Origin of the sequence: Mesorhizobium sp. M0019 (genome assembly GCF_040323975.1) — a bacterium.
In the GTDB taxonomy this organism is placed as follows: domain Bacteria; phylum Pseudomonadota; class Alphaproteobacteria; order Rhizobiales; family Rhizobiaceae; genus Mesorhizobium.
The window spans coordinates 1-15,900 of record NZ_JAMYVK010000029.1; the positions used below are offsets into that span (position 1 = coordinate 1).

The following is a 15,900-nucleotide window of genomic DNA, read 5'->3' on the forward strand; positions in this document are numbered from 1 at the left end:
ATGCCAAGCCGTCGAAAACTGCTTTCCCGGCTTTCAAAAAAGCCCCATTAACTCACCAACCAGGATTTCGCTTCCCCGTGCAAAGCCCTCACAAGGGGAGAAGGAGAGGTCCCCGCTTAAGGCTTGCGGATAAAGGCTGCGCCCAGGATCGGCCCGGGCATGCCGTCCTTGCCGACCGACTGCAGCAGCACGGCGCAGCCGCCCTTCTTGGCGATCTCGCTCATCGGCAGTTCGTAGCGCTGCGCCTTGCCGTGCCACATGCCGGCGGTCTGGATGCTGGAGACGGCGTTCCAGTAGGTCATGCTGCGGCCGCTGTTTTCACCCTTGCCGATTTTTATCGTCTGTGGCGGGTTGAAATAGACGATGACGACATGCGCGTCGGTGGGGCCGGTCACGGCGTCGCCGGCATCGATCATGACGCGATCGCTGGTCCGGCTGACCTTGATGCCGACGCGCATGCCTTCGCCGACCCTCTCCATGCGGGCCAGCGCGCCGTCGACTTCCTTGCGGCTGGCGCCGTTGACATGGCTGCGGCCGTTTATGACGGCTTGCGGGGTGTAGACGGAACGACTGCCGAAGGCGCGCATATACTCGTATTGCCGCTCGGTATTTTCCTTGCGGCTCAGCGTGTCCTGCCAGCCGAGGTAATCCCAATAATCGACATGATAGGCGAGCGCGACGATGTCCTCCTTGGCGGCAAGCTCGGCGAAGAATTCGTCGGCCGGCGGACAGGAGTTGCATCCTTGGCTGGTGAAGAGCTCGACGACGCCTAATGGCTTGTCGGTTGGCTCGGCAAGGGCCCTGCCGGCAAACGCCGAGAGGGCCAGCGCAAGGGCCGCAAGCCGCAATGGTCTGGGAGATGGCATGGCCGTTCCGATCCCGCCGGTGACGCCGGCTTTGTTCTGGTTGTCGAAATATGTGGCAGAAGCGGCAGTCAACGGGAAGTCACGTTGCGGTGAAATTTTGCCGTTGCAACCGCTGGCAAGGGCGCAATAGGTGGACTTGCACTTCACGATGGAAGCGATTCGGGCGGCAATCAGCATGTGGCAATCTCTCCTGGCGCCGGTCGACCTTTATTGCGAACGGACGGGGCCGGAATTCTGGGCCGAACCGCTCAATGCGCTGAGCAATCTGGCTTTTTTTGCCGCCGGGCTATGGGGTGTCTGGCAGGTGCGAAAGCGCGGCACCGGCACCTTCGCCGAAGTGCTGGCCTGGTGGGTGGCGGCGATCGGCGTCGGCTCGTCGCTGTTCCACACCTTTGCCACAAGGGCAATGATCCTGGCCGACGTGCTGCCCATTGCAGGGTTCACGCTGGCCTACACGCTGTTCAACCTGCGACGTTTTCTCGGCATGAAATGGGTCAAGGCGATCGCCATTTTCGTCGCCTTTTACGCCGTTGCCGGGCTGGTGACCTTTGCCGTGCCCGACTGGCTGCGCCAGGCGTCGAACGGGACGACCGGCTATCTGCCTCCGTTTCTGGCGCTCGCCTTCTTCGGCGCCTGGGTGGCGGCCAGCGGCAATCGCGCCGGCTGGTACAATCTGGCGGGTTCGGCGATCTTCGTCGTGTCGGTCATCTGCAGGATGATCGATCCGCTGGTCTGCGGCGGCTTTCCGCTCGGCACGCATTTCTTGTGGCACATATTCAACGGGCTGATGCTCGGCGTGCTGCTGGCGGCGACAGCGCGGTTTGGCAAGCCAAGACAGGGCAGTAGGGCAGTAGGGCAGTAGGGGAATAAGTCGCTTCTCCTTGCTTCACCCTACTGCCCTATTTCCTTATTGCCCTACTCCCTTAAGCGGCCAGATCGCGCAGCACGTATTGCAGGATGCCGCCATTCTTGAAGTAGTCGAGCTCGTCCAGCGTATCGATGCGGCAGATGATCGGAACCTCTTTGACGCTGCCGTCGCCGTAGGTGATCCTGGCGATCATCTTCTGCCGCGGCTTGATGTTGCTCAGTCCGTCGATCTCGACCAGTTCGTCGCCCTTGAGGTTGAGCGAGGCCCATGAGGTGCCTTCCTCGAAGACGAAGGGGATCACGCCCATGCCGACCAAATTGGAGCGGTGGATGCGCTCGAAGGACTGGGCGATGACCGCGCGGACGCCCAACAAATTGGTGCCCTTGGCCGCCCAGTCACGCGACGAGCCGTTGCCATATTCGACGCCGGCGAAGATAACCAGCGGCACGCCTTCCTTCTTGTAGCGCATCGCGGCGTCGTAGATCGATTCCTCTTCTTTCGAGGGATAATGGATGGTGTAGCCGCCCTCGCGGCCGTTCTCGCCCAGCATATGGTTGCGGATGCGGATATTGGCGAAGGTGCCGCGCATCATTACCTCATGATTGCCGCGGCGTGTGCCGTACTGGTTGAAATCGGCGACGCCGACGCCGTGGTCGGTGAGATACTTGCCGGCCGGCGAGGCCGCCTTGATCGAACCGGCCGGCGAAATGTGGTCGGTGGTGATCTTGTCGCCGAACAGGCCGAGCACACGCGCGCCCTTGATATCGCCGATCTTGCCGAAGCCTGACTTCATGCCGGCGAAATAGGGTGGGTTCTGCACATAGGTCGAATTGTCGTCCCAGGCATAGGTCTGGCCTTCCGGCGCCTTGACATTCTGCCAGTACTCGTCGCCCTTGAAGACGTCGGCATACTTGCGGGCGAACAATTCGCGCGTGACGTTCTTCTCGATGAATTCCTGGATCTCGACCGAACTTGGCCAGATGTCTTTGAGATAGACCGGACTGCCGTTGCGATCGTCGCCGAGCGGCTCGGTGGTCAGATCTTTGGTCACGGTCCCGGCCAGCGCGTGGGCGACGACCAGCGGCGGCGAGGCGAGATAGTTCGCCTGCACGTCGGGCGAGACGCGGCCTTCGAAATTGCGGTTGCCGGACAAGACTGCCGCAGCAATCAAGCCCTTATCGTTGATGGTCTTGGAGATCGGCGCCGGCAACGGGCCGGAATTGCCGATGCAGGTGGTGCAGCCGAAGCCGACCAGGTTGAAGCCGATCTGGTCGAGCTCCTTCTGCAGGCCGGATTTCTCGAGATATTCGGCGACGACCTGGCTGCCCGGCGCCAATGAGGTCTTGACCCACGGCTTCTGCTTGAGGCCGAGCCGGTTGGCGTTGCGCGCCAACAGCCCGGCGCCGATCAGCACGCTCGGGTTCGAGGTGTTGGTGCAGGAGGTGATGGCGGCGATGACCACATCGCCATGGCCAAGATCGTAGTCCGTGCTCTCGACGGCATAGCGCTTGTCGATTTCGGCGGCCTTCCTGTATTCGGTCTCCATGGCCTTGGCGAAGCCGGCCGGAATGTCTTCAAGTGCGACCCGGCCTTCAGGCCGCTTCGGGCCGGCCATCGACGGGACGACACTGCCGAGATCGAGCTCCAGCAGGTCGGTGAAGACCGGATCGGCAGAGCCGGCATCGCGCCACAAGCCTTGCGCCTTCGAATAAGCCTCGACCAGGGCGATGCGGCTTTCGTCGCGACCGGACATTGTGAGATAGCGGACGGTTTCGCTGTCGACCGGGAAGAAGCCGCAGGTGGCGCCATATTCTGGCGCCATGTTGCCGATGGTGGCGCGATCGGCCAGCGTCATGTTGGACAGGCCCGGCCCGAAGAATTCGACGAACTTGCCGACGACGCCCTTCTTGCGCAGCATCTGCGTGACGGTGAGCACCAGGTCGGTGGCGGTGACGCCTTCCCTCAGCCTGCCGGTGAGCCGGAAGCCGATGACTTCAGGCAGCAGCATGGAGACCGGCTGGCCGAGCATCGCGGCCTCCGCCTCGATACCGCCGACGCCCCAGCCGAGCACGCCAAGACCGTTGATCATCGTGGTGTGCGAATCGGTGCCGACGCAGGTGTCGGGATAGGCGGTGGTCTCGCCGTCTTCGCTGTTGGTCCACACGACCTGACCGAGATATTCGAGATTGACCTGATGGCAGATGCCGGTGCCGGGCGGCACGACGCGGAAATTGCGGAACGCCTGCTGGCCCCATTTCAGGAATTTGTAGCGTTCCTCGTTGCGCTCATATTCAAGCTCGACATTGCGGGCGAAAGCCAGTGGCGTGCCGAATTCGTCGACGATGACCGAGTGGTCGATGACTAGATCGACCGGCACCAGCGGATTGATCTTTTGCGGGTCGCCGCCGAGCGAGGCCATGGCGTCGCGCATGGCGGCAAGGTCGACCACGGCTGGAACGCCGGTGAAATCCTGCATCAGCACGCGAGCCGGGCGATAGGCGATCTCGACGCCGGCGGTGCCCCGGTCAGTCAGCCAGCCGGCGACCGCCTGGATGCTCTCCTTGGTGACGGAACGGCCGTCCTCGTTGCGCAGCAGATTCTCCAGCAGCACCTTCATCGAATAGGGCAATTGGGCGATGCCGGTGAGGCCGTTCTTTTCGGCCTCGACAAGGTCATAGTAGATGTACTCGGCGCCGCCGGCGGTCAGCGTGCGGCGGCAATTGAAGCTGTCGAGTGATTTGGACACGTGCGATCCCTAACTGTCGGTTGCCGGAAGGGAACGGACGCCAGTGGGCATGCAAATCACGCGCAAAGGTGCGGGTACGGCCATTTCCGCTATCCGTTCCCAAGCGTCCGGGCCGTTCAAGGCGGCACGCGCGCTGGTTCGGCGCAAATTCGGTTCCCGTGCCGACCGCTGGCACGGATGATGCGGATATAGAGAATTTTCTGGAATAGTTCTAGACACGGATTCGCCATTTTTGCTGCGGCGCACCGAAGCCGCACCTGAACTTTCGGCGAAGGGGGACGGATGCGGCTGATCGCCGAAAATCTGGGCGGCGAACGCGGCGGCGAGACGGTATTTTCCGGCATCGAATTCGCGCTGGGGGATGGCCAGGCGCTGGTCGTCACCGGGCCGAACGGCGCCGGCAAATCGACGCTGCTCAGGATCGTCGCCGGACTGTTGCCAGTGGCGGCAGGCCGTGTGCGGTTCGAAGGTGGTGGCGAGGACTTTCCGTCGGCCGCCTCGGCCTGTCACTATCTCGGCCACCTCAACGCGATGAAGACGGCGCTGAGCGTTACGGAAAACCTGTGCTTCTGGCGCGATTTTTCGGGCGCCGGTTCCGCGGGTGTTGAAGAGGCGCTGGAAACCGTCGGGCTGGGCGGCATCGGCCATCTGCCGTTCGGCTATCTCTCGACCGGGCAACGCCGCCGCGCGGCGATTGCAAAACTGCTGGTAAGCCACCGGCCATTGTGGCTGCTCGATGAGCCGACGGCAGGACTGGACAAGGCTTCGGAGGAGAGATTCGGCGAATTGATGGGGAAACACCTCGAGAGTGGGGGGATCGTGGTTGCGGCGACGCATTTGCCGCTTGGGATCGAGGGGGCGGAGGGGCTGGTGATGGGCGAGGCCGCTTGATGTTGGTGCTCTATGCGATGGAACTCCATCCTTTGCTTGGCCTTCATGCATGCATCGGGACCAAACCATAATGTGGTCCCTCTTCCTACGCGACATCCGCCTGAGTATCCGCGCCGGCGGCGGGGCGCTTACCGGCGTGATTTTCTTTCTCGCCGTTATCGCGACCATCCCCTTCGGCGTCGGTCCCGAGCTGAAGCTGCTGGCCCGCATCGGCCCGGCGATCCTGTGGATCGCCGCCTTGCTGGCCTGCCTGCTCGGCCTCGACCGGCTGTTCCAGGCCGACCGCGAGGACGGCTCGCTCGATCTTCTGGTGCTTGGCAACGACCGGCACATGCTGGCCTTGACCGTTCTGACGAAATGCCTGGCGCATTGGGCGGGAAGCGTGCTGCCGCTGGTCATCGCCGCTCCCTTGCTCGGCCTGTTCATGAACATGGAGCCCATCGGCATCGGTGCGACGGCGCTGACGCTTCTGGTAGGCACGCCGGCGATCACCTTCATCGGTGCTGCCGGTGCAGCGGTGGCAGTGGCGTTGCCGCGTGGCGGGCTGCTGATCTCGGTGCTCGTGCTGCCGCTGACCATTCCCGTGCTGATCTTCGGCGTATCGGCAAGCTATGGCGCGGTGGCGGACCCCGATCCATTCCTGCAGCCCTTCCTCATTCTTGCCGCGCTGACCTTGTTTCTTGCCGTGCTCGGCCCTGTGGCGGCGGCGCTGGCGCTGCGGCACGGAACGGATTGATGTGTTGGCTTCAGCTCATGCCTGCGGCGCGGCGAACAATTGCGGAGCCGATGGCGCAGCGTTAAGAGAAGACATGTTGGAACGGCGTGAGACGGACCGGTTGGAAAGCGCCGCGGAGCGAAAAGCATGAGCGTACATGCGCTTTATGTCACCGCCGCCTATGCGATCACGGCCGTGGTGCTGGGCGGGCTGATCGGCTGGATTCTGCTCGACCAGCGCGGCCGCAAGCGAGAGCTTGCCGAGCTGGAGGCATCCGGCGTGCGCCGGCGCTCCGATAAGGCAGTAAAATCATGAGCACGGAAACCCAAACACCGGCGCGCCGCCGCCTGATCGTGCTGCTGCCGCTGCTGGTCTTTCTCGGGCTGGCGGGATTGTTCCTGGCGCAGCTTTTGTCCGGGCGCGACGTGTCGGAAGTGCCATCGGCGCTGATCGGCCTGCCGGCGCCGCAGACCAACCTGCCGGCGCTCGAAGGCACCAATTTGCCGGGCCTCGATTCAAAACAGTTCGCCGGCAAGGTGACGCTGGTCAACGTCTTCGCGTCCTGGTGCGCGCCGTGCCGCGAAGAGCATCCGGTGCTGCTGGCGCTGTCGCAGGACAGACGCTTCGTCATGGCGGCGCTGAACTACAAGGACCAGCCGGAAAACGCCCGTCGGTTCCTTGGCGATCTCGGCAACCCATTCCAGGCGATCGGCGTCGACGAGGCCGGACGCGCGGCGATCGACTGGGGTGTCTACGGCGTGCCGGAGACCTTCGTCATCGGCAAGGATGGCAAGATCGCCTATAAGCATGTAGGGCCGCTGACGCCGGACTCGGCGCGGACGCTGCTGTTACCCGAAATCGAGAAGGCGCTGGCCATGCCGGGCTGATGGCCCGCCGTTTCGTCATGCTAGGGTCTTTGCTCCGCTTTGCGTCGCTACGCCCAAGGATGACGAACGTGATAGGTCGACCGAAGACTCAGCCGTAGATCTGCTTGTGGACCTGGTAGAGCATTTCGCTGCGGTCGGCGCGCATGTCGGCGAGGTCACGGCTGCTGAAGCTGTCGATTTCGGCGACGAGGCGGTTGTAATGCCGGCGCTTGGCGATGCTGGCGCGAGCGCGGCTCATGAGGCTGTCGATGATCATAGCGAGTTTCCTTTTTGCGCCGCGTTTCGCGGCCAGTTGTTCCTCCCTTGATCGATACGGAGCATGACATAGTTATGGTGCATTGCAAAAATAAGATGTTGCAATGCACCATTGCGCTGGGCGCATAGCCGGTTAACGGGATGTGACCTGCCGTCCGGGCCAGCATTCGCTTCCATAATGCTTCTGACGCATCATCGATCTTGCCATATCGATCGTGGGCTGGCTTGATCGCGCCTTGCCAAGCGACTGCTACCGGGAGGAACCATGGCCAGCGAATTCTACGAAGTTCTCGATCCGCGCTTTTCGCGGCTGTTCAACGGCAATGCACAGGTCGACAGGCTGTTTACCGGCTGCCGATGGGCGGAAGGACCGGCCTGGTTCGCGGCCGGGCGCTATGTGGTCTGGTCCGACATCCCGAACAATCGCATGCTGCGTTACGACGAGACCGACGGCAGCGTCAGCGTGTTCCGTCAGCCGTCCGGCAATTCCAACGGCAACACGGTCGACCGGCAAGGCCGGCTGGTTACTTGCGAGCATTCCGGCCGCCGCGTCAGCCGCACCGAGCATGACGGGTCGGTAGTCACCATCGCCGACAAATGGCGCGGCAAGCGGCTGAACTCGCCCAATGACGCGGTGGTCAAGTCCGACGGTTCGATCTGGTTCACCGACCCGAGCTACGGCATCGATACCGATTACGAGGGCGACAAGGCCGAAAGCGAGATCGGCGCCTGCCATGTCTACCGGGTCGATCCCGGCACCGGCGAGACTGAGGCCGTGGTCACCGACATGGTCAGGCCCAACGGGCTCGCCTTCTCGGTTGACGAGAGCAAGCTCTATGTCGCCGACACTGGCCGCACCCATGGTGCGCAAAACCCGGCGCACATCCGGGTGTTCAATGTCGGCCAGGGCGGCAAGACGGTCTCAGGCGAAAAGGTCTTTGCCGACTGCACCGCCGGCCTGTTCGACGGTTTCAGGCTGGATGCGGACGGCCGCATCTGGACCAGTGCCGCCGACGGCATCCACTGCTACGACCCGGACGGGACGCTGATCGGCAAGGTCAAGGTACCGGAAGTCGTTGCTAATTGCGTGTTCGGCGGCAACAAGCTGAACTGCCTCTACATCGCCGGCACGACCTCGCTCTACATGGTCCGGCTCATGGTCAACGGCGCCAAAACCTACTGAGCGGCCGCCAAGCATATGCAAGGGAGGGAACCATGCCATTCGTAAATATCCGCCTGGTCAAGGAGGTGATTGCCGATGACCCGGCCGGCAAAAAGGCCGCGATCGCCGCCCAGGTGACAGCGGCCATCACCAGCGTCACCGGCCTGACCAACAATGATGTCTGGGTGGTTTTCGAGGAGGTCGCTGCACGCGACTGGTTCGTCGGCGAGACCGACGTCGAGACGCGGAGGGGCAAGGGATAGTTCTCGGCACAGATTGGCCGCAGCTCCTAGCGTCGTCATCCCAGGGCGGAGCAGGAGCGAAGCTCCGTCGCGGAGACCCTGGGATGACGAAAGCACGGTCCGGCGTTCACCGCGAGCGGATGAAGCCCGCGAAGGCCGAAACGGCGCGGCGCATCGTCAGCCGGTTTTCCGGCTGCGATAAGATATCCTCCACCTCCGGCGGCCTCTTGCCGAGCAGCGCGATTTCGAGCGCTGCTTCCTCATGGAGCGCGAAAGACATTGTCCGCATGACCTCGGCCAGTGCGGCGCGGGCAAACAGCGAGCGCGGCGAGGCGTGGACCAGCGTGGCCGGCTTGCCGACGGCGGCATCGCGCGACACCAGCCAGTCAAGCGCGTTCTTTAGGCCGCCTGGCACACCGTGGGCATATTCCGGGCAGGAGACGATGACGCCGTCAGCGGCGGTGACCGCATCGATCAGCACTGCTGCTTGCAGCGGCGTCCGCTCGCCTTCCTCGTCGGGGTTGAAAATCGGCAGCCGGCCAAGCCCATCGTAGACGGAGACGTGACAGTCCGGCGGCGCGTTTTGCGCGAGTGCCGCGAGCAGGGCCGAATTGGTCGAGGCGGCGCGCAGGCTGCCGGAGATGGCGAGGATGTTGAGCAAAGGAATGGAGACCGGCTTGGGCGATTCGTTGCCGATCACGCTACCACATGGTCTCCCTGTATTCCTCGTCCAGCCAGCGGTCGGTCGCCTCGGCCGAATCGGCGAGCGCCAACTGGTCGCGCAGGATCTGGCCGAGCGTCGGCAGCGTCGCGCGGTCGTACCAGCTCTCCGGCTTCCACAATTCGGAGCGCATGAAGGCCTTGGCGCAATGCATGTAGGCGGCCTTGACCGTCACCACGACGACGCTTTGCGGTGCCTTGCCGTCGACCGCCAGCCGCTCACGCAATGCCGCATCGACGGTGATGCGGGCATCGCCATTGACACGCAGCGTTTCGTTCATGCCGGGAATGAGGAAGAGCAGCCCGATCGAGGGATTGAGAAGGATGTTCTCCAGCGTGTCGAGCCGGTTGTTGCCGGGACGGTCGGGGATGACGATGGTCTTCTCGTCGAGCACTGTTACGAAGCCCGGCCTGTCGCCCTTGGGCGTCACATCGGCATTGCCGGCGCCGTCGGACGAGCCGATCAGCACGAAAGGGCTCTTGCCGATGAAGGAACGGCAGTGGCCGTCCAATGCCTTCAGTTCCTTGCGGATCGAGCCGTCAGTCGGCCGAGGCGTCTTGTAGATCGTCCTCAACTCGTCGCGTGTGGTGATGAATTCCATGCCCCTCTCCTCTTATTCTGACGCAATTCCCTAGGGAAAGCGCTACGCGCTTTCCCGGGAAAACCGCTACACACTTTCCTGGAATTGCTCTATTTGCCGGCCTTCTCTTCCTTGCCGGTCTTGTCCTCGAGCGAATGGCGCAGGATCAACGGCATTTGGCTTAACGTGAAGACAAGGGTAATGGGAATCGTGCCCCAGACCTTGAAATAAAGCCAGGCTTCCTCAGAAAAGTTGCGCCACACGACCTCGTTCAGCGCAGCCAGAAAAAGGAAGAAGAGCCCCCATCGGAAAGTGAGTTTGCGCCAGCCTTCAGCGTCGAGATTGAAGGCGGAATCAAAGACATAGCCCAACAGCGATCTGCCAAACGCCAACCCGCCAAGCAACGTGATGCCGAACAGGCTGTTGATGATTGTCGGCTTCATGAAAGCGAAGGTCTTGTCCTGCAGCCACAGCGCCAGTGCGCCAAACACAAACACCACGATGGCCGAGACCAGCGGCATGATCGGCCAGCTGCGCGTCAAGATCCACGAAACGCTGAGCGACAGCGCCGTCGCCACCATAAAGAACGCTGTGGCAATCAGGATAGGCTCGCCGATATGGCCGAGGATCGGAAATTTCCCGACAAGCCACGCGCCGCGGATGGTGGTGAAAAAGAACACCAGGCCAGGCCCGAGCTCGAGCAGGAATTTCAGGCCGGGGTTCAACGCCTTGCGGCGTGGATCGGACAGGTCGCGTTCGAGGATGGGTGGGCTCATAAGATCCTTCTTACGCATGATTCAATCCAAAAAGTCTGCAACTTTTCGGGATCATGCTCGTCAAGCCACGCCAGCGATCGCCCTGGCGAATTCGCTTGCGGAAAAGGGTTCGAGGTCGTCGACCTGTTCGCCGACGCCGATGAAATAGACCGGCAATTTGTGCTTTGCCGCGATCGCCACCAGAATACCGCCGCGCGCCGTGCCGTCCAGCTTGGTCATCACCAGGCCGTTGACGCCGGCGACATTGCGGAAGATCTCGACCTGGTTGAGCGCGTTCTGGCCGGTGGTGGCATCGACCGTCTGCAGCACCGTGTGCGGCGCTTCCGGATCGAGCTTGCCCAGCACCCGGACGATCTTTTCCAGTTCCGCCATTAGTTCGGTCTTGTTCTGCAGCCGCCCGGCGGTGTCGATGATCAGCACGTCGGAGCCGGCCTCCTTCGCGCGCTCGAATGCATCGTAGGCGAGGCCGGCGGCATCGGCGCCGAGCTTCGAGGCAATGACCGGCGAGTTGGTACGCTCGCCCCAGATCTTCAACTGCTCGATCGCGGCTGCGCGAAAGGTGTCGCCGGCGGCGAGCATCACCGAGAGACCGCCATCGGTGAGCTTCGCCGCCAGCTTGCCGATGGTCGTGGTCTTCCCCGTGCCGTTGACGCCGACCACCAGGATGACATGCGGCTTGTGGCTGAGGTCGAGCTCCAACGGCATGGCGACGTGGGTCAGCACCTTCTCAACCTCGGCCGCCATGATGGCCCGGACTTCGGTGTCGGAGACGTCCTTGCCGTAGCGGCTGGCGGAGAGCGCGTCGGTAACGCGCAAAGCCGTCTCCATGCCGAGATCGGCGCGGATCAGCACATCCTCCAGGTCCTGCAGCGTGTCCTCGTCAAGCTTCCGCTTGGTGAAGACGCCGGCGATGTTGCCCGACAACTCCCGGGAAGAGCGGGCAAGCCCGTCTCGCATGCGCTGGAACCAGGAACGCCTCGGCGCCGGTTCGGGCGCCTTCTGCGGCTCGGCTTTCTGCTCGACCTTCTTGGTTACGGTGACTTTGCCGGGGGCGGGCTTTGGCTCCGGCGATGGTTGCGGAACGGCTTCTGGCTCGGGCTTTACCTCCCCCTCGATGGGAGGGTGGGGCGCCGGCACGACCTCCGGTTCGGGCGCGATCTCGGTCAAGATCGGTTTCGTCTCGGCCGGCGCTGGCTGGCGGATCGGGGGCGGTATTTCGGCGGGAGGGACTTCGCGCGCTGGCGCTGCTGAGGGAGCCTCGGTGGGCACTACCGGCACTTCGACGGGTGCAGGTTCTGGCTGGGAGGGGACGATTTCTGGCTGCTGCGGCTCGGCCCGGATCTCCTCCGGTTCCTCAGCAGGCGTTTCCGGCTCGGGTGGAATGGTCGGCGGCGGCTCAGGCTTCTGCGATTCCGGCGCCGGTTGGGGTGCCGGAGGCAACTCTGGTTCGACTGGCGGTGGAGGTACGGCTTCGACTTCGGGTCGCGACTCGTCGCGTTTCAAAAACTCCGGGACGGCCTGCTCGGCGGCCGGTTTCAGCGCCTCCAGTTCGTCCCATTTGATCGGCGGCAGCGGTGCGGTCTCGTCGGGCCGCTCCTCGACGACTTCCTTCTTGCCGAACGAAAATATCTTCTTGAAAAAACCAGCCATGTCTTGCGCTCTCAGGCGGCGCGGGCGGCAAGCGGCGCTGCGATCAGTCGGATACCGTCATGGCCCGCGATATCAGCCTCGACGATGTCGCCCGGAGCGCCGGCAGAGACCGCGGCCAGCGTAAACCCTTCGGTGCGGCCAAGGCCGTCACGCTCGACCAGGATCGACTGATGCGTTCCAGCGAGCGAGGCAAGATGGCGGCGATAGGCGGCCTCGCCGGCGGCGCGCAGGCGTGCCGCGCGTTGCTTGACGACGTCGCGGCGGAGCTGCGGCATGCGCGCGGCGGGCGTGCCCTGGCGCGGCGAAAACGGGAAGACGTGGAGATGCGTCAGGCCGCATTCCTCGACGATCTCCAGCGAGTTTTCGAACATGGCGTCCGTCTCGGTCGGGAAGCCGGCGATGATGTCGGCGCCGAAAACAATGCCGGGGCGCAGTTTGCGCACATCCTCGCAAAAGCGGATCGACTGGTCGCGGCTGTGCCGGCGCTTCATCCGCTTCAGGATCATGTCGTCACCCGATTGCAGCGACAGATGCAGATGCGGCATCAGCCTCGGCTCGGTGGCGATGGCGTCCAGCAGATCGTCGTCGGCTTCGATCGAGTCGATGGAGGAAAGCCGCAGGCGTTTCACGTCTGGCACCTGCTTCAGGATGGTTTTGACCAATTTGCCGAGCTTCGGTGCGCCCGGCAGATCGGCGCCAAAACTGGTCATATCGACACCGGTCAGCACGATCTCGGCATAACCATTGCCGACGAGTCGCTTGATCTGCTCGACCACGGCGCCCATCGGCACCGAGCGCGAATTGCCGCGACCGTAGGGAATGATGCAGAAGGTGCAGCGGTGGTCGCAGCCGTTCTGCACCTGGACAAAAGCGCGCGCCCGGCCCTCGATGGCGTCGACCATGTGGGCGGCCGTCTCGCGCACCGAAAAGATATCGTTGACGCGCGCCTTCTCAGTGTCGTTGACGCCGAAATCCGGCAGCGCGCGATAGGAATGCGCCTTCAGCTTTTCCTCATTGCCGAGGACGAGATCGACCTCGTCCATGGCGACGAAATCCTGCGGGCCGGTCTGCGCGGCGCAGCCGGTAACGATGATGCGGGCAGCCGGGTTCTCACGGCGGGCTTTTCTGATCGACTGCTTGGCCTGGCGTACAGCCTCGCCGGTGACGGCGCAGGTGTTGAAGATGATGGCACCGCCTTCGAGCCCGCCGAGGCCCGCACTTTCGGCTTCACGCCGCATCACCTCGGATTCATAGGTGTTCAGCCGGCAGCCGAAGGTGACGACCTCGATACCCTTGTTGCCAAGAGGAGCCATCAGGCGGCGCTTTCGGTGTCGCGCGCCCACGCCCCCGTCGACGGATCGAAGCTGCCGGAAAATTCCCATTCGGCGGCACCGGTCAGGATGACGTGGTCGTCGTCGCGCCACAAAACATGCAGCGAGCCGCCGCCGGGCGTCATCAGCGTGACGCCGCGGCCGGTACGCCGGGTGCGGGACGCGGCGACCACAGCGGCGCAAGCAGCCGTGCCGCAGGCCTTGGTCAGGCCGGCGCCGCGCTCCCAGGTGCGGATGGCCATGGTCTCCGGCGAGGTCACCTGCGCGATGGTGATGTTGGCGCGCTCGGGGAAGATCGGATGGTTTTCGAGCAGCGGGCCGAAGCGCTCGAGCTCGTACGACCAGACGTCGCGGTCGACCCAGAAGATGGCGTGCGGATTGCCCATCGAGACGACCGACGGCGAATGCAGCACCGGGGCATCGATCGGGCCGATCTGCAGCTCGATCATGCGGGTGTCGCGGAATTCCTCGGCCAGCGGGATGTCCTGCCAGCCAAAGCGCGGCCTGCCCATGTCGACCGAGATCATTCCGTCGGCATGTTCCTCGGCATTGAGGATGCCGGCGACTGTTTCAAAGGCAAATGTCTTCTGGCCGGTCTCGGCGGCGAGCGCCTGGACGACACAACGCATGCCGTTGCCGCAGGCTTGCGCCCTGGTTCCGTCGGAATTCAAGATGTCGATGAAAAAGGCGGTGCCCGGCGTCCTGGGGTCGTGGATCGCCATGATCTGGTCGAACCTGGTCGCCGCATCGGCATTAAGCGCGACGGCTGCCGCAGGCGTCACGCGATCGGCACGGCCACGCATATCGGCAACGATGATTTCGTTGCCGATGCCGTTCATCTTGGCGAAAGGGGCCGCGCTTGCCATCGATCGAAAGGTCTCTTGCCGGTTTGGCGCCTATATGGCGGATAGCGGCAGAAATTACCAGCGCGGCGTGATTTTCAAGTCACCGCGAAGACGCCAAGCACGATCAGCAGGAAGATGATCAGCACGATGCCGATGAGGATGCGCGCGCCGGTGGCGGCGGCTCCGGCCAGTGCCGGCATGCCGAGCAGGCTCGCCGCGGCCGCGATAATCAAAAGAATGATGATCCACCTGATCATGAGAGACACCTCGCAGCCGACAGGTTTGAACACCTACAAACGTCTATGTGATGCCTCAGGTTCCGCCGGGCTAGACCGCCGGCACGTCCCAGACTTCGCCCGGCCGCAAGGCGCGAAAACGTTGCCGCGGCAGGCCGGCAGCATCGAGCGCTTCGCCGAGCTTTCTGGGCGGCTCGTCGATCGGCTCGTTGGTGAGCCGGAACGTGCCCCAGTGACAGCCGGCGGCATAGGCGGCGTTGCACAAAAGCATGCCTTGCACCGCCTCCTCCGGATCCTGGTGATGTGGCGCCATGAACCAGCGCGGCTCGTAGGCGCCGATCGGCAGGATGGCGAGGCGGAACCCGCCGTGCATTTGCGCCATCAGCCGGTAATTGATGCCACCGTGGAAGCCGGTATCGCCGGCGAAATAGATCTTTGCGTCGGGTGTCTCGACGACGAAACCCGCCCACAGCGCCATGCGCCGGTCGCGAGTACCGCGGGCCGACCAGTGGTGCACCGGCTCGACATAGACGGCGACGCCATCGCCGATATCGACCCGGTCGCCCCAGTCATGCGCGGAAAGCCGCATACGGGGCACGGCAGCGCCGATGATCGTGTCGTTGCCGAGCGGCGTCAGCAGCAGCGGGTCGTGTCTTGTCTTCAGGCGCTTCAGCGTGGCGAGGTCGAGATGGTCGTAATGGTTGTGGCTGACCAGCACGAGGTCGATCGGCGGCAAATGCGAAAAGGCGATGCCCGGCGGATTGACGCGTTTCGGACCGGCGAAGGAGAGCGGCGAGACACGCCGCGACCAGACCGGGTCGGTCAGGATGTTCAGGCCGGCTGTCTGGACGAGCAGCGAGGAATGACCGACCATGGTGAGGCGGAGCGCTGCACCATCGATGCGCTCGACCGGTCTTGCCGGTGGAAACGGGCTCGGATCCGCCGCCGGCCATTTCGAGCGCTCGCGGCTCAATTGCCATTTCAACAGATCGGCAAAGCGACCCGGCGGCCGTCCGTTGGGATTGAAGAACAAGGTGCCGTCGAAATGATCGCTGGGCGGCCCGCTGTAATAGCGGTTGGCGGCTCTCTTTCTCGCGGCCAAGAAATCGGCTCCCTGCAGTTTGCTGAT

19 protein-coding genes are annotated in these 15,900 nt (G+C 63.5%); 8 read left to right on the top strand and 11 right to left on the bottom strand.

The window, feature by feature from the left end:
* Positions 1–116: 116 nt before the first annotated feature.
* Positions 117–866 carry a DUF1223 domain-containing protein gene (locus NKK47_RS20555; protein ID WP_352578084.1) on the bottom strand — a complete coding sequence of 250 codons (750 nt, stop codon included), beginning with the start codon at positions 864–866 and terminating at the stop codon, positions 117–119.
* On the opposite strand from NKK47_RS20555, the gene NKK47_RS20560 reads away from it, so the two are divergent.
* Both NKK47_RS20560 and NKK47_RS20565 read left to right on the top strand, forming a co-directional pair.
* Positions 865–996 carry a hypothetical protein gene (locus NKK47_RS20560; RefSeq protein ID WP_352456351.1) on the top strand — a complete coding sequence of 44 codons (132 nt, stop codon included), beginning with the start codon at positions 865–867 and terminating at the stop codon, positions 994–996. The genes NKK47_RS20555 and NKK47_RS20560 overlap by 2 nt on opposite strands.
* A 45-nt stretch (positions 997–1,041) precedes the next feature.
* A complete protein-coding gene (locus tag NKK47_RS20565) occupies positions 1,042–1,728 on the top strand; it encodes a ceramidase domain-containing protein (protein ID WP_352578085.1) in 687 nt (228 codons plus the stop codon).
* A 61-nt stretch (positions 1,729–1,789) separates the two neighbouring features.
* Here NKK47_RS20565 and acnA read toward each other — a convergent pair whose 3' ends face one another.
* Complete coding sequence (acnA, locus tag NKK47_RS20570; RefSeq protein WP_352578086.1) at positions 1,790–4,480, bottom strand: aconitate hydratase AcnA; 2,691 nt, start codon at positions 4,478–4,480, stop codon at positions 1,790–1,792.
* A 282-nt stretch (positions 4,481–4,762) separates the two neighbouring features.
* Between acnA and ccmA the strand changes: the two genes are divergently transcribed.
* From ccmA to NKK47_RS20590, 4 genes are all read left to right on the top strand, one after another.
* A complete protein-coding gene (gene ccmA, locus NKK47_RS20575; RefSeq protein ID WP_352578087.1) occupies positions 4,763–5,371 on the top strand; it encodes a heme ABC exporter ATP-binding protein CcmA in 609 nt (202 codons plus the stop codon).
* Positions 5,372–5,441: 70 nt separating this feature from the next.
* On the top strand, positions 5,442–6,107 hold the full coding sequence (gene ccmB, locus NKK47_RS20580) for a heme exporter protein CcmB (protein ID WP_352578088.1): 666 nt from the start codon (positions 5,442–5,444) through the stop codon (positions 6,105–6,107).
* A 126-nt stretch (positions 6,108–6,233) separates the two neighbouring features.
* Entirely contained in the window at positions 6,234–6,401 is a 168-nt protein-coding gene (ccmD, locus tag NKK47_RS20585) for a heme exporter protein CcmD (RefSeq protein WP_352456348.1), read from the top strand.
* Entirely contained in the window at positions 6,398–6,973 is a 576-nt protein-coding gene (locus NKK47_RS20590; RefSeq protein ID WP_352578089.1) for a DsbE family thiol:disulfide interchange protein, read from the top strand. The genes ccmD and NKK47_RS20590 overlap by 4 nt, the downstream gene beginning before the upstream one ends.
* A gap of 88 nt (positions 6,974–7,061) precedes the next feature.
* Here the strand turns inward: NKK47_RS20590 and NKK47_RS20595 are convergent, their stop codons facing one another.
* Entirely contained in the window at positions 7,062–7,229 is a 168-nt protein-coding gene (locus tag NKK47_RS20595) for a hypothetical protein (protein WP_023721879.1), read from the bottom strand.
* Positions 7,230–7,493: 264 nt separating this feature from the next.
* Here NKK47_RS20595 and NKK47_RS20600 point away from each other — a divergent pair, with 264 nt between their 5' ends.
* Positions 7,494–8,411 carry an SMP-30/gluconolactonase/LRE family protein gene (locus NKK47_RS20600; protein WP_352578090.1) on the top strand — a complete coding sequence of 306 codons (918 nt, stop codon included), beginning with the start codon at positions 7,494–7,496 and terminating at the stop codon, positions 8,409–8,411.
* Between the two features lie 32 nt (positions 8,412–8,443).
* Entirely contained in the window at positions 8,444–8,653 is a 210-nt protein-coding gene (locus NKK47_RS20605; RefSeq protein ID WP_023679809.1) for a tautomerase family protein, read from the top strand.
* A gap of 106 nt (positions 8,654–8,759) precedes the next feature.
* Here NKK47_RS20605 and NKK47_RS20610 read toward each other — a convergent pair whose 3' ends face one another.
* From NKK47_RS20610 to NKK47_RS20645, 8 genes are all read right to left on the bottom strand, one after another.
* On the bottom strand, positions 8,760–9,293 hold the full coding sequence (locus tag NKK47_RS20610; protein ID WP_031212720.1) for an NADPH-dependent FMN reductase: 534 nt from the start codon (positions 9,291–9,293) through the stop codon (positions 8,760–8,762).
* A gap of 40 nt (positions 9,294–9,333) precedes the next feature.
* Positions 9,334–9,954: a pyridoxamine 5'-phosphate oxidase family protein gene (locus tag NKK47_RS20615; protein WP_023679807.1), complete on the bottom strand. Its 621-nt coding sequence runs from the start codon at positions 9,952–9,954 to the stop codon at positions 9,334–9,336.
* 89 nt (positions 9,955–10,043) lie between these two features.
* A complete protein-coding gene (locus NKK47_RS20620; RefSeq protein WP_023679806.1) occupies positions 10,044–10,709 on the bottom strand; it encodes a septation protein A in 666 nt (221 codons plus the stop codon).
* Positions 10,710–10,769: 60 nt separating this feature from the next.
* Entirely contained in the window at positions 10,770–12,359 is a 1,590-nt protein-coding gene (ftsY, locus tag NKK47_RS20625) for a signal recognition particle-docking protein FtsY (RefSeq protein ID WP_023679805.1), read from the bottom strand.
* Between the two features lie 11 nt (positions 12,360–12,370).
* Complete coding sequence (mtaB, locus tag NKK47_RS20630) at positions 12,371–13,672, bottom strand: tRNA (N(6)-L-threonylcarbamoyladenosine(37)-C(2))-methylthiotransferase MtaB (protein WP_031212717.1); 1,302 nt, start codon at positions 13,670–13,672, stop codon at positions 12,371–12,373.
* The gene (gene dapF, locus NKK47_RS20635; protein ID WP_352470815.1) at positions 13,672–14,556 is read right to left on the bottom strand and encodes a diaminopimelate epimerase; all 885 of its coding nucleotides are present in this window, start codon (positions 14,554–14,556) and stop codon (positions 13,672–13,674) included. Before dapF ends, mtaB begins: the two co-directional genes overlap by 1 nt.
* 74 nt (positions 14,557–14,630) lie before the next feature.
* A complete protein-coding gene (locus NKK47_RS20640) occupies positions 14,631–14,792 on the bottom strand; it encodes a DUF1328 family protein (RefSeq protein WP_031195454.1) in 162 nt (53 codons plus the stop codon).
* Positions 14,793–14,862: 70 nt separating this feature from the next.
* Positions 14,863–15,873, bottom strand: coding sequence for an MBL fold metallo-hydrolase (locus NKK47_RS20645; RefSeq protein WP_352578091.1), 1,011 nt, complete (start codon positions 15,871–15,873; stop codon positions 14,863–14,865).
* Positions 15,874–15,900 lie beyond the last annotated feature (27 nt).

Coding starts and splice junctions, on each gene's coding strand:
- ftsY (WP_023679805.1), bottom strand. CDS start 12,359: ATGGCTGGTTTTTTCAAGAAGATATTTTCGTTCGGCAAGAAGGAAGTC.
- NKK47_RS20640 (WP_031195454.1), bottom strand. CDS start 14,792: ATGATCAGGTGGATCATCATTCTTTTGATTATCGCGGCCGCGGCGAGC.
- NKK47_RS20565 (WP_352578085.1), top strand. CDS start 1,042: ATGTGGCAATCTCTCCTGGCGCCGGTCGACCTTTATTGCGAACGGACG.
- NKK47_RS20605 (WP_023679809.1), top strand. CDS start 8,444: ATGCCATTCGTAAATATCCGCCTGGTCAAGGAGGTGATTGCCGATGAC.
- ccmD (WP_352456348.1), top strand. CDS start 6,234: ATGAGCGTACATGCGCTTTATGTCACCGCCGCCTATGCGATCACGGCC.
- mtaB (WP_031212717.1), bottom strand. CDS start 13,672: ATGGCTCCTCTTGGCAACAAGGGTATCGAGGTCGTCACCTTCGGCTGC.
- NKK47_RS20555 (WP_352578084.1), bottom strand. CDS start 866: ATGCCATCTCCCAGACCATTGCGGCTTGCGGCCCTTGCGCTGGCCCTC.
- NKK47_RS20560 (WP_352456351.1), top strand. CDS start 865: ATGGCCGTTCCGATCCCGCCGGTGACGCCGGCTTTGTTCTGGTTGTCG.
- ccmB (WP_352578088.1), top strand. CDS start 5,442: ATGTGGTCCCTCTTCCTACGCGACATCCGCCTGAGTATCCGCGCCGGC.
- dapF (WP_352470815.1), bottom strand. CDS start 14,556: ATGGCAAGCGCGGCCCCTTTCGCCAAGATGAACGGCATCGGCAACGAA.
- NKK47_RS20600 (WP_352578090.1), top strand. CDS start 7,494: ATGGCCAGCGAATTCTACGAAGTTCTCGATCCGCGCTTTTCGCGGCTG.
- NKK47_RS20590 (WP_352578089.1), top strand. CDS start 6,398: ATGAGCACGGAAACCCAAACACCGGCGCGCCGCCGCCTGATCGTGCTG.
- NKK47_RS20595 (WP_023721879.1), bottom strand. CDS start 7,229: ATGATCATCGACAGCCTCATGAGCCGCGCTCGCGCCAGCATCGCCAAG.
- ccmA (WP_352578087.1), top strand. CDS start 4,763: ATGCGGCTGATCGCCGAAAATCTGGGCGGCGAACGCGGCGGCGAGACG.
- NKK47_RS20615 (WP_023679807.1), bottom strand. CDS start 9,954: ATGGAATTCATCACCACACGCGACGAGTTGAGGACGATCTACAAGACG.
- NKK47_RS20620 (WP_023679806.1), bottom strand. CDS start 10,709: ATGAGCCCACCCATCCTCGAACGCGACCTGTCCGATCCACGCCGCAAG.